Source organism: Methyloversatilis sp., from assembly GCF_030698125.1.
Lineage (GTDB): Bacteria > Pseudomonadota > Gammaproteobacteria > Burkholderiales > Rhodocyclaceae > Methyloversatilis.
Map to the genome: position 1 here is coordinate 175,085 of NZ_JAUYNV010000006.1, position 12,479 is coordinate 187,563.

Sequence of the window (12,479 nt, forward strand, 5' to 3'; positions counted from 1 at the left end):
GCGATAACGGTTCCGGGGGCGCGCAAGGCGCCCCCGTATTTCACCGGCGGCCGCTGCCGCCGGTGAAATCCGCCACCCGCTGCAGCAGGTGGGCTTCGTCGTAAGGCTTGCCGAGATATTCGTTCACGCCGATCTCGCGCGCATAGGCCTGATGCTTCTCGGCGATGCGCGAGGTGATCATCACGATGGGAATGTCGCGCGTGCGCGCGTTGGCGCGCACCTGCAGCGTCAGCTCGAAACCGTCCATGCGCGGCATTTCGATATCCACCAGCATGACCGCCGGCAGCTTGTCGGCCAGCTTTTCCAGCGCATCGACACCGTCCTTGGCCGTGATGACGCGGTAGCCCTCGCGCTCGAGCAGCCGGCTGCTCACCTTGCGCACGGTCAGCGAATCGTCCACCACCATGATCAGCGGTGGAAGCGCTTCCGGCACCTCCGGCACGGCACGCACGATGTCGGGTCGGTCGGCCATGCGACCGATGCGTGAAGCGAGCGACACCGGGTTGATGATCAGTGTGACTTCGCCGTCGGCCAGCACGGTGGCGCCGGCGATGCCGGCCAGCCGTGACAGTTGCGGGCCGACCGGTTTCACGACGACTTCCTGGTTGCCGCGCAGCCCGTCTGCCTCCAGCGCCATCAATTCGTTGCCGGCACCGAGCAGCAGCAGCCAGGTTCCGGTGCCCGGCTGGGCGTCGGCATTGCCCAGCAGGCGGGGCAGGTAATGATAGGTGTAGTGGTGGTTCATCCAGTCCTGGCCACCGGCCAGCCGGAGGTTCACCGCTTCATCGTCGCGCAGCTCGCGCGCGTGTTTCACCATCGAAGACGGAATGGCATAGGTCTTGCCGCCGCTGCTCACCAGCAGTGACTGGGTCACCGCCAGCGTCATCGGCAGCGACAGCCTGAAGCGCGTGCCGCGACCGCCTTCCGACGTGGTTTCGATGCGGCCGCCCAGTGCGGTCGTGGCACTCCTTACCACGTCCATGCCGACGCCCCGGCCGGCCAGTTCCGACAGCTGTTCGGCGGTCGTGAAGCCAGGTTCGAAGATGAGGCCGGTCAGACGGCGTTCATCAACCTCCTCGTCGGCGCCCAGCAGGCCACGTTCGACAGCGCGTGCGCGGATGCGCTCGAACGCCAGACCGCCGCCGTCGTCGACCAGTTCGATGACGACTTCGTTGGTCTGCTGGGTCAGGGAAATGACGATTTCACCGGTTTCCGACTTGCCCGCCGCTTCGCGCACCGCACGCGGCTCGATGCCGTGGGCCACCGCGTTGCGCAGCAGGTGCTCGATCGGGCCGGTCATCTTCTCCAGCACTTCGCGGTCGAGTTCGATGCGCGTGTTGTTCAGTTCCAGATTGACCTTCTTGCCGGTTTCCTTGGCCGACTGGCGAGCCACCCGGTACAGCCGGTCTTCCAGCGTCGAGAACGGCACCATGCGCACCGACATCAGCGCCTGCGACAGGTCGCGGTTCAGCCGCGCCTGCGACTGGATGGCGGTGTCGGCCGCGTCGAGGTTGCGCACCAGGTTGTACTGCACCGTGGTCACGTCGGACAGGCTTTCGGCCATCATGCGCGACAGTTCCTGGAAGCGCGTGAAGCGATCCATTTCGAGCGGGTCGAACTGTTCGTGCTGCGCCTCGGCGGCCGCCATGCGCGACTGCATCTGGCTCTCGGCCTGGATTTCGATCTCGCGCAGCTGACTGCGCAGGCGCTGCACGTTTTCGGTCAGGTCATTCAGCGAGCCGCGCAGCGAGCGAAGTTCGCCCTCGATGCGGGTGCGCGCGATGCTCATTTCACCGGCTTCATTGACGAAGCGGTCGACCATGTCGGAGCGCACGCGCACCGACGGCCGCTCGCGCGGCACGCCGGCATCGTCTTCGGCCGCAGGCGTCGGGCCTGCCGTGTCGTCGGTCGTCACGGTCTCAGGCGTCAGCGTTTCGCCGCGTTCCAGCTTCGCCACCAGTTCTTCGCAGCCGTCATAGCCGAGGTCAAGCTCGTCGAGCAGCAGTGCGCGATCCTCCGGCGCACACGGCTGTTCGATCAGCGTTTCCATGCTGTGCACCAGATCGCCGAAGCGCATCACGCCCGCCATGCGGGCACTGCCCTTGAGCGTATGCAGTTGCCGGCGCAACGCGTCCGACGCACTCAGCGCGTTGGTGTCGTCGCGCCAGCTGCGCAATTCGCTGCCGATTTCCCGCAGCAGGTCATGCGCTTCCTCGATGAAGATCGGCAGCAGCTGATGATCGATTTCATCCGGCACCACGGAGGCTTGCGCGCTCTCGGCCGGCGCGGCGGCGCGGGCTGACGGCAGGCGCGCCAGTTCGAACGGCAGCGTGTCATTGCCGGCGGCCTCGGCCAGCACGTATTCGTCCGGCAGCGTGACCTTCTCGAATGTGGTGACCACCGGGTCATCGGCAACGACAATGTCGTCTTCGGTTGCCATCGCTGCGGGCGGCTCGTCTGCCATTTCGAACGCCTCGGGTTGCGGCGGTTCGGGGGCTTCCACCAGCGCTTCGGCGACGTTGCCAACCGGCGTGATGTCCATGTCCGGCAGTTCGAGCACCTGCAGTTCCACCGTCTCCGGCGCCACGGCGGCGACGCCGAAAAGCGCATTGAGCCGGGCAATCAGTTCGGGTGCCGGGGTGGCGATCGCACCGGCACCGATGGCGGCGACCTGGGCTTCCAGCGCGCTGGCGGCGCTGTTCAGCAGCGCGGACTGGTCGGCTTGTGGCGCGTCGCCGCGCGCTTCGCAACGCAGCAGTGCATGTTCGAGCGCGCGCGCCAGCGCGCTGATGTCGTCCTGGTTGACGGTGAGCGAAATGCCGCCCAGCGTGTGCGCGGCGAGCAGGCTGTCCTGGCTCGGACGCAGCGATGGATTGATGTGCAGCCTCGTCAGTTCGCGCCGCAGCGTGGCGACGTGGCCGCGCGCCTCGGCGAGAAACAGGTCGAACAGCGTGCGATCGGCGCCGGCATCGAGTGCGCGCTCTTCGGCGTCGATGTCGGCCGTGATGTCTATCGTGCTTTCCGGCAGCGTCAGTTCGACGCCGGGTGCATCCAGGTCGAAATCCAGTTCGAGATCGGCATCGCCGGCTGCGGCATCCAGCGGAGCATCCAGCGCGATGATGTTGGTCACCGAATCGAGGCCGGTGTCGGGCTCGACGTCACTCGCTGCGACAGGCTCCGCTGCCGGCGCATCGCCTTCCAGATCGAAATTGAAATCGATGTCGAGGTCGATGTCGAGATCGCCGCCAGTGACGGCAGCGCCCGATACCGCGTCTTCAGACGGTGCGGCGGTGGCCGGCGCGGCAGCGGGCTCGGCGTCATGCGTCTGCAGCGCGTCGCAGGCCGGCTGCAGCCATTCGTGCTCCGGCGAGCGGGTGTCGCCCTGTGCCAGCAGGTCGACCCAGCCGGCGAACAGCATGCGCGCGCCGTCGAGAAGGTCAAACAGCTCTGGTGTGGCGTCGCGCTCGCTACCCAGCCAGCGGTTCATCACCTGCTCGACCGCGAACGCCGCTTCACCCAGGTCGCGCAGGCCGACCATGCGACCGCTGCCCTTGAGGGTATGGAAGCCGCGTCGCAGCGTGGTCAGCAGATCCTGTCGGTGCGGCTGCAGGCGCGCAGCGTCTGTACTCGACGCCATCGTGTCGAGCACTTCGCGCGCTTCCTCGATGAATATTTCGAGCAGTTCGGCGTCGAAATCTTCCTGGCTGGCTTCGGCCAGACGCACCGTATCGGCCGACGGTGCGAGCGACTCGTGTGGCGTCTGGCCGATGCCTTGCACCGCGTCGGCGATGGCGGCATCAGGAACTGCTTCGCCCGCCTTGAGCGCGGCCAGCGCTTCGGTGGCACGCTGCTCGAGCTTTTCGTCGGCGAGCAGCTTGGCGTCCTGCCGGATGGTTTCCAGCGCCTGGCGCAATTCATCGCGCGTGTGCTCGTCGGCGCCGCCGTGCGACAGCCTGTCGAGCAGCTGAGCCGCTTTTTCGCGCCGGTTCGCAAGTTCCGACTCCACGCTTGCGCCTTCGCCGGCTTCTGCGGCGTCCTGCGCCGCGCTGCGCGGGTTCAGGATGAGGTCGAGATCGGCCGGGCCGTATTGCAGCTTGTCGACGAAGAAGCCGAGACCGGACAGCTGGTGCGCCAGCGCTTCGAACTCGCCGTCGACGATTTCGTGCTCCGGCTTCGCCATGTCGGCGATCTGTGCTGCGGCGCGACGCACCAGCGACACGGCGGCGTCCTGCCCCAGCATGTTCAGCGCGCCGTCGATCTGCTTCAGCGGGCCGGCCAGCGCCGCCAGTTCGGCCGCGCGCGAGGGATCGCGGAAGTAGCCGTCGAGCTGCTGTTCGACATCGGCCAGGCTGGCCATGATTTCGCGTGCCACCTGACCCATGAACAGTCGTTCCTGCGCGCGGCGCGACATTTCGTCGAACAGCGGGATCTGCATCGCCGGCAGGGCCTCGCCGCGGCGCGCCCGCGCGAGACGGTCGATCAGCGTGTCGACCTGGCTCGGCAGGTCTTCGCTCTGCGCGCGGCTGAACTGCTCGACCAGTGCGTCCATCACCAGCAGCGCGGTGGCGACTTCCATCGCCAGGTTTTCGGTGTGCTGCAGCGGATCGCGGCGCAGCCACTGGCCCAGGTCGAGCAGCGCGGCGGCCAGGCGCGCCAGATCCGGCTGGCCGACGCGGCCCGCCGCGGCGACCATGGCTTCGCATTGTTCATGGAACTGCGGCAGGCCGACCGCTGCACCGGACGAAAAACGGGTCCACGCGTCCTTGCCCTGGCCGAGCGATTCGCGCAGCGCGGCCAGCGCCGGGCGCAGGGTGCCGAAGTCGTCGTGGCCGGCGATGTCGGCCGGCGCCAGCAGCGCGTCGAGCTGGTAGGTATCGCGTACCTGACGGATATGCGGCGTCACCTGATCGGCGGTGGCGATGAAATACAGCGAATCGCGCATCAGCCGCTCGGCCACGCCGCGCGAACCTTCGAGCAGGCGGCGCATCTGCACATCCATGCGCGCGCACAGCCGCTTGATGAAAAAATCACCGCGGATGGCGCCCTGCGCCAGACCGTCGGTCAGCGCACCGCATACCCACCAGAAGGCTCGGGTCGCCGGAGCCGACTGCATCTGTTCGATGGCACCGATGGCCTGACGCATCTGCGGCAGACCTTCGCGATCGTCGCGCAGGAAACGCAGCAGGCCACGTTCGAACTGGCTGCGTGCGGCACGCAGCGCGCGCGCGCGGTCCAGTGGCGACAGTTGCGACGCCGGCTGGACGGGTGCCGGCGGGCGTAGCGTGAGGTCCGGGAAGAACAATTCGGACGGCACCACGACCGTTTCGCCGCGCAGCGCCATCAGGTCGCGATACAGCGGCATCAGCCGCATCGGCTGGTCGACGCCGCCCGCGACCAGTTCGTCGAGATGACCACGCACCGACGCAATGGCGCGCTGGGCGAGCGATGCAGCGCCCCGGCTGCTGGCCAGCCTGCCGGCGTGCCAGTCGGCGAACAACTGTTCGAGCGCGTCGCAGAAATGGGTCAAGCCGTCGAGGCCGACGATGGCCAGCGCGCCGCGCGCCTGGTGCAGATGGGTCTGCGCGAATTTGAGCGGCTCGGCACCCGCCTGATGATCTTCGTTGCCGAGTGCTTCGGACGCGCGGATCAGCGCCAGATCGATTTCGCCGCGGACCCAGATCAGCGGGCCCAGATCCTGATGGGTGGAAGGCGTCGTGTTCATACCTTGAAGCCCGCGACCGAGCCTTTGAGTTCAGCCGCAAGATCGGCCAGCTGTCCGATGGAAAGTGCGGTCTGCTTGGTGCCGACCGTGGTCTGTTCGGTGATGCGCAGGATGCCCTGCATGCCGTGCGCCACCCGGGTCGCCTGTTCCGCCTGTACCTGCGCCGACGAGGAAATCGCTTCGATCAGTTCGGTCAGTTCGGTCGATACGGTTGAGATTTCGTCCAGCGCCTGTCCGGCTGCGTCGGACAGGCGTGCCCCCTCGACCACGCCGCGGGTCGAGTTTTCCATCGCGGCGACCGCGTCCTGGGTGTCGGTCTGGATGGTGCGCACGATGGCTGCGATCTGCTTGGTCGCCTCGCCCGACCGTTCGGCCAGCCGCTGCACCTCTTCGGCCACCACGGTGAAGCCGCGTCCGGCCTCGCCGGCGCCTGCGGCCTGGATGGCAGCGTTCAGCGCCAGCACGTTGGTCTGTTCGGTGATGTCGGAAATCAGTTCGACGATTTCGCTGATTTCCTGCGACGACTCGCCGAGGCGCTTGATGCGCTTCGACGTTTCCTGGATCTGGTCGCGGATGTCGTTCATGCCGCGGATCGAATTCGACACCGCGTTCGAGCCGTTCTGGGCCGCAGCCAGCGACTGGCGCGCCACCTGCGCCGAGCGGGTCGCCTCTTCGGACACCGCATTCATCGACTTCGCCATGGCGAGCACCGACTGGCCGGACTCGGTCACCTCGCGCGACTGCCGCTCCGCTGCCGTCAGCAGCTGGGTCGAAATGCGCTGTGCGGATTCAGACGCTTCGGCCACGCGTCCGGCCGCGTCGTTGATCCGCTTCACCAGCACCGACAGCTCCTCGATGGTGTAGTTGACCGAGTCGGCGATGGCGCCGGTGATGTCTTCCGAAACCGTCGCGCGCACCGTCAGGTCGCCGTCGGCCAGGTCGCCCATTTCATTCATCAGACGCAGGATGGCCTGCTGGGTCGTGTCCTTCTCGCGCTTCGCCTCTTCGCGCGAACCTTCGACGAGAATGCGTTGCCGGTGCTGGTCTTCGTTGTAGGCGCGCACCATCAGGAACACGCTGGCCAGCGCAAGCAACACGCACAGCACGGCACCGAGCGTGCGCAGCGCACGGGCGTCGCGCTCCGTCGAATAGATGGCAGTCAGCGCGTCGGCCGGGCCCGCCAGCGCCGCAGCGCCGCCGATCAGCCAGAGACCTGCGGCACGTGCGGCGAGCAGGTCGGCTGGCTTGTCCAGCGCCGTAACCAACGCAGTCAGGCGCGGCACCAGTTCGTTGTGGGCCTGCGCGAAGGCCTCACGCGGCTCGCTCTCGGCGCTTTGTTCGAGTTGGGCTGCGGTGTCGAGCAGCACGGGCAGGGCGCGCTGAAGCGCGTCGAGCGTGTCGGCTGACGTCGGCGTGGTTGACGTCAGCGCATGGATCGCCGCCCGGACCTGACCGACGCTGCCGGCAAACGACAGGCTGAGCCCGCCATCGCGCGCGCCGCGCTGGGCGGCGATGCGGCCGAGCACAGCCATCATCGGCGTTGCAACAGCGTCGAGCGTGCGGCCGGCCTCGTGGAGCGCAAGCAGGGTCTGCTGCTGGCCCAGCAGCAGGGCGGCGTTACGGTCCTGACTGCTCCACGCAGCATCGATCTGCTGCAGTGCATCCTTTGCGGCGCCGCGGGCGGGCGGCAGCGCCACGCCGTCCGCCTCGCCGCCACGGTTCAATGTGTCGAGCAGCGCCGTCACCGCTGCGCGAGCGGACGAAAGTTCGCCCAGCGCGCTGGCTTGTCCGGCCAATGCCTGCGGCGCGGATTGAGTCACCCCCTGCATCAGCGTGCGCAACTGACCCGCGGCATGGATGTGGGCCGCGTTTTGCCGCGTGCCGCGCCAGTCCTGCCACACCAGTACCGCAGCCAGCGCGATGAACAGCAGGAAGATCACGGCCAGCGACCGCACCTGCTGGCCGAGCGGCAGGTGGCCGATCAGCGGCAGACGGCCGCGCAGGAATCCCGCAGCATCCACCGGATTCGACGGCGCGTGGTCGCTGCCGGCCTGCGCAGCGGACTTCAGTCCAGGAATGTTCAACGCCATCGGGACTTTCCTCGGGGACTACGTTGCTTGGGGAAAAAAGCAGGAGACTGGAGCAGCGGCCAGCCCGGAACAGCGACAACGAAAGCATGGCCCGACACTTCGCCGGGTGAGCGGCGGCAGCCGGCAGCGGGATGACTCGCGAGCAGGGCCGGCATGCGGGTCAGGCCGCCACGTCGGCAAAGCCGGGGTCTGCGTACAGGCGGCGCGGATCCAGCCGCAGCCACACGCGACCCTGGGTGTCGACCAGCCGGTCCGACACCCACGGTCGGGCATCGGCCGGGTCGGCGTCGGCGCTTTCGAAATCTTCCAGCGAACGCAGGCCGAGCACGCGGGACACCAGCAGCGCACTGTTGGTCCCGAACTTGGCGTGTGGCAGCAGCAGCCGCGTTTCGCCCGCCACACCGGTCGATGCGCCGCCCTGGAACGCGGCGAAATCGGTCACCGCGTAGAGCAGGCCACGCACGTTGGCGATGCCGCGCAGCCAGCTGCAGGTCAGCGGTACCGGCGTCAGTGCGGGCACCGGCAGGATTTCGCCGGATTCGGCCAGATCGACCAGCCACCACTCGTCGCCCGCCTGCACGCCGAGCAGCGCGCGCGTGCTGGTCTGTCCGGACGCATCGGACAGCTTGCGGGCCAGCTCTTCCTCGAATTCGCGCAGCGATGTCCTAGCCATCGTTGCCCGCCGCGCCCAGCTGCTGGATGCGGCCCAGCAGTTCTTCAAGATTGACCGGTTTCACCATGTAGTCAAGCGCGCCCTGCCGCATGCCCCAGATGCGGTCGGTCGGCAGATCCTTGCTGGTGCACATGATGACCGGGATGTCGCGCGTACTGTCTTCGCGCGTGATCGTGCGCGTTGCCTGGTAGCCATTGACGCCGGGCATCACGACGTCCATCAGGATGAGGTCGGGCTTTTCAGCCTTGGCTTTCTCGATGGCCTGCTCGCCGTTCTCGGCGATGATGACCTCGAAGCCCTTGCGGGTCAGGAAGTCGTTCAGTACATGGCGTTCGGTGGGCGAGTCGTCCACCACCATGATGCGCTTGATGGCCATTGTGGCTCCGCGTTCGGTAAGCGCCGGCAGGTCAGTCAGCGCCGTTGCGCGCGTGACGCGACACTGCCTGCAGCAGGCTGTCCTTGGTGAAGGGTTTGGTGAGGTATTCGTCCGAGCCGACCATCCGGCCGCGTGCGCGGTCGAACAGACCGTCGCGCGAAGAAAGCATCACGACAGGAGTAGCGGCAAACCTCGGGTTTTTCTTGATGAGTGCGCAGGTCTGATAACCGTCGAGACGGGGCATCATGATGTCGCAGAAGATCACCTGCGGATGATGGTCGCTGATCTTCGACAGCGCGTCGAAGCCGTCTTCTGCGAGGACGACCTGATATCCCGCCTGGACAAGAAAGATTTCGGCACTGCGGCGGATGGTGTTGCTGTCGTCGATCACCATCACCTTGACGCCGGCACTGCCACCCGATTCAGCCAAGATGCTCTCCCGTTCTTGTGCGCGACGATCGATGCCGCGATGTTGTACCGTTCGTCGTCAGACAGCGACGCGGGTCGCCCGCTGCGGAAACGGCCGTCGGCTGGTCAGATCTGCACCATTTCGAAGTCGTCCTTGCGTGCGCTGCACTCCGGACAGGTCCAGTTGGGCGGCACATCCGCCCAACGCGTGCCGGGCGCGATACCCTCTTCCGGCAGACCGGCGGCTTCGTCGTAGATGAAGCCGCATATGAGACACATGTAACTCTGGAATTCGGCCGTGACTGTGGAACTCATGGCAGTATGGTTTGTTAGAATCGAATCGATATTACCGTAATTAACCTTCTGTAACGACAATCCGGGCGCGCGCTTTATGGTCAATCGTGATGTGCGGGCGCATCCGCCTCTTGTCATGTGTTTTTCCGCCACCGACCCCACCGGTGGCGCTGGCATGCAGGCAGATCTGATGACGCTGTCGGCGCTCGGCTGCCATCCGCTCGGCGTGGTGACGGCCGTCACCGTGCAGGACACCACCGGCGTCGAGGAAATCGTGCCGATGGACGACGACCTGGTGGTCGACCAGGCGCGCGTGCTGTTGTCGGATGTTCCGGTAGCGGCCTTCAAGATCGGCGTCATGGGCAGCGTGGAGAACATCGCTGCCATCGCCGAAATCATCTCCGACTACCCGCATCTGCCGGTGGTGTTCGATCCGGTGCTGTCTTCCGGTCGCGGCGATGAACTGGCCGACGAGGAAATGGTGATCGCGCTGCAGGAACTGCTGCTGCCGCTGACCACGGTGCTGACGCCGAACAGCCTCGAAGCGCGCCGGCTGGCGCAGTTCGGCGACGATGAAGACGACGAGGACGGAGACGACGACTCCGACAGCCGCCAGGACCCGCTCGCGCTCGATGAGTGCGCCCGGCTGCTGATCGCGGCCGGCTGCGGGCATGTGCTGCTGACCGGCACCCACGAATCGACGCTGCGCGTCAGCAATGTGTTGTACGGCCATGGCGGCGTGATACGGCGCGACGAATGGGACCGCCTGCCGGGCAGCTACCACGGGTCGGGTTGTACGCTCGCGTCGGCTGTGGCGGCCTGGCTGGCGCAGGGTCTGGACGTCGGCGCGGCCGTGCAGGCGGCGCAGGAATATACGTGGCGTACGCTGGTCAACGGCTTCCGGCCCGGCATGGGCCAGTATCTGCCTGACCGTTTTTTCTGGACGCGTAACAGCAATATGGACGCGGACGACGGCAGCGACGACTAGACGATGGCTGCCGACCTCCGTTTGTTGCGCGGCCTGTATGCCGTGACCCCTGAAACCCTGACCGGCCCTGCGCTCTACCGCGCGGCCGAGGCCGCCTGCGCCGGCGGCGCGGTGCTGCTGCAGTACCGCAACAAGTCGCCGGTTGCCGCGAGCCGTCTGGCCGACGCCCGCGCACTGCGCGCCATCACCACTGTCTGCGGAACGCGCTTCATCATCAACGACGATGTCGAGCTGGCGCACGAAGTCGGCGCCGATGGCGTGCACGTCGGTCGCGAAGACAGCGATCCGGCGGCGGCCCGCCGGCGGCTCGGTCCGGCAGCGTTGATCGGCGTGTCCTGCTACAACGATGCCCGGCTGGCACGCGACGCCCGGCGCGCCGGCGCCGATTACGTGGCGTTCGGCGCGATGTTTGCGTCGGCGACCAAACCCGCCGCGCCGGTCGCCGACCGCGCGCGCTTCGCCGAGGTGGCCGATCTGGGCATTGCCCGCTGCGCCATCGGCGGCATCACGCTGGATCGGGCACCGTTGCTGATCGAAGCCGGAGCCGACCTGCTCGCCGTGGTGTCCGACCTGTTCGACGCCCCCGATATTTCCGCGCGGGCACGTGCCTACGCGCAGCTTTTCTGAAGGAATCGCCATGACCACCCGCAACGAGCAGCTTTTCGAACGCGCCCAGCTCAGTATTCCGGGCGGCGTCAATTCACCGGTCCGGGCCTTCCGCTCGGTCGGCGGCACGCCGCGCTTCTTCACGCGCGGCGTGGGCAGCCGGCTGTGGGACGCCGATGGCGTCGAGTACATCGACTATGTGGGGTCGTGGGGTCCGGCCATCCTTGGCCACGCACACCCCGAGGTGATCCGGGCCGTGCAGGAAGCGGCGGTGGGCGGCCTGTCGTTCGGCGCTCCCACCGAAGCCGAAATCATCATGGCCGAAACGCTGTGCGCCCGCGTACCGTCGATCGAACAGGTGCGCCTGGTCAGTTCCGGCACCGAGGCGACGATGAGCGCCATCCGTCTGGCACGCGGTTTCACCGGCCGCGACACCATCGTGAAGTTCGAAGGCTGCTACCACGGCCACGCCGACAGCCTGCTGGTCAAGGCCGGCTCCGGTGCGCTCACCTTCGGCAATCCGAGTTCGGGCGGTGTGCCGGCCGACTTCGCCAAGCACACGCTGGTGCTCGACTACAACGATCCGCAGCAGCTGGAAGACTGCTTCCGCAACCACGGCGAGCGCATTGCCTGCGTCATCGTCGAGCCGGTGGTCGGCAACATGAACCTCATCGTGCCGACGCGCGCCTTCCTCGATGCGATGCGCGCGCTCTGTACACAGTATGGTGCGGTGCTGATTTTCGACGAGGTGATGACCGGTTTCCGCGTCGGCCCGGTCGGCGCCCAGGGCCTGTTCGGCATCACGCCCGACCTGACCACGCTGGGCAAGGTGATCGGCGGCGGCATGCCGGTCGGTGCCTTCGGCGGCCGGCGCGACATCATGGCCGCCATTGCGCCGATCGGTGCCGTGTATCAGGCGGGTACGCTGTCCGGCAACCCGGTCGCTGTGGCGGCGGGTCTGAAGACGCTTGAACTGATCGACGTACCCGGCTTTCATGACCGGCTCGCCACCCGCACGAAGCAATTCACCGACGGCATGGTCGCCGCCGCCCGCGAGGCAGGCGTGCCGTTTTCGGCGCAGTCGGTCGGCGGCATGTTCGGCCTGTATTTCCGCGACGCGGCGCCGGCCAGTTACGCCGAAGTGATGCAGTCTGACCGCGAACGCTTCAACCGCCACTTCCACGCCATGCTCGATGCCGGCGTCTATCTCGCGCCGTCGGCGTTCGAAGCCGGTTTCGTGTCGGGTGCGCACAGCGAGGACGACGTGGCGCAGACGCTGGCGCGGGCGAAGGCTGCATTTGCCGCGGTTGCCTGACGCTGTG

General features: G+C 67.1%; 9 protein-coding genes. 3 read left to right on the forward strand and 6 right to left on the reverse strand.

The window, feature by feature from the left end:
* Nucleotides 1-40: 40 nt before the first annotated feature.
* The 6 genes from Q8Q80_RS03320 to Q8Q80_RS03345 form a co-directional block, all read right to left on the reverse strand.
* Complete coding sequence (locus Q8Q80_RS03320) at nt 41-5,722, reverse strand: Hpt domain-containing protein (protein WP_305631561.1); 5,682 nt, start codon at nt 5,720-5,722, stop codon at nt 41-43.
* Nucleotides 5,719-7,812 (reverse strand): methyl-accepting chemotaxis protein, encoded by a 2,094-nt coding sequence (locus Q8Q80_RS03325; RefSeq protein ID WP_305631562.1) that lies wholly within the window; start codon nt 7,810-7,812, stop codon nt 5,719-5,721. Before Q8Q80_RS03325 ends, Q8Q80_RS03320 begins: the two co-directional genes overlap by 4 nt.
* 160 nt (nt 7,813-7,972) lie before the next feature.
* Nucleotides 7,973-8,485 (reverse strand): chemotaxis protein CheW, encoded by a 513-nt coding sequence (locus Q8Q80_RS03330; RefSeq protein ID WP_305631563.1) that lies wholly within the window; start codon nt 8,483-8,485, stop codon nt 7,973-7,975.
* Nucleotides 8,478-8,861 carry a PleD family two-component system response regulator gene (locus tag Q8Q80_RS03335; RefSeq protein WP_069038734.1) on the reverse strand — a complete coding sequence of 128 codons (384 nt, stop codon included), beginning with the start codon at nt 8,859-8,861 and terminating at the stop codon, nt 8,478-8,480. The genes Q8Q80_RS03330 and Q8Q80_RS03335 overlap by 8 nt, the downstream gene beginning before the upstream one ends.
* Before the next feature lie 31 nt (nt 8,862-8,892).
* Nucleotides 8,893-9,255 (reverse strand): PleD family two-component system response regulator, encoded by a 363-nt coding sequence (locus Q8Q80_RS03340; protein ID WP_019916126.1) that lies wholly within the window; start codon nt 9,253-9,255, stop codon nt 8,893-8,895.
* A 140-nt stretch (nt 9,256-9,395) separates the two neighbouring features.
* Nucleotides 9,396-9,584, reverse strand: a complete 189-nt coding sequence (locus tag Q8Q80_RS03345) for a rubredoxin (RefSeq protein WP_069038733.1) — start codon at nt 9,582-9,584, stop codon at nt 9,396-9,398.
* A 76-nt stretch (nt 9,585-9,660) separates the two neighbouring features.
* Here Q8Q80_RS03345 and Q8Q80_RS03350 point away from each other — a divergent pair, with 76 nt between their 5' ends.
* The 3 genes from Q8Q80_RS03350 to hemL are packed head-to-tail and all read left to right on the forward strand — an operon-like array spanning nt 9,661 to nt 12,472.
* Nucleotides 9,661-10,551 carry a hydroxymethylpyrimidine/phosphomethylpyrimidine kinase gene (locus Q8Q80_RS03350; RefSeq protein ID WP_371132683.1) on the forward strand — a complete coding sequence of 297 codons (891 nt, stop codon included), beginning with the start codon at nt 9,661-9,663 and terminating at the stop codon, nt 10,549-10,551.
* A 3-nt stretch (nt 10,552-10,554) separates the two neighbouring features.
* Nucleotides 10,555-11,178, forward strand: a complete 624-nt coding sequence (gene thiE, locus Q8Q80_RS03355) for a thiamine phosphate synthase (protein WP_305631565.1) — start codon at nt 10,555-10,557, stop codon at nt 11,176-11,178.
* A gap of 10 nt (nt 11,179-11,188) precedes the next feature.
* On the forward strand, nt 11,189-12,472 hold the full coding sequence (gene hemL / locus Q8Q80_RS03360; RefSeq protein WP_305631566.1) for a glutamate-1-semialdehyde 2,1-aminomutase: 1,284 nt from the start codon (nt 11,189-11,191) through the stop codon (nt 12,470-12,472).
* The last annotated feature ends 7 nt before the right edge of the window (nt 12,473-12,479 follow it).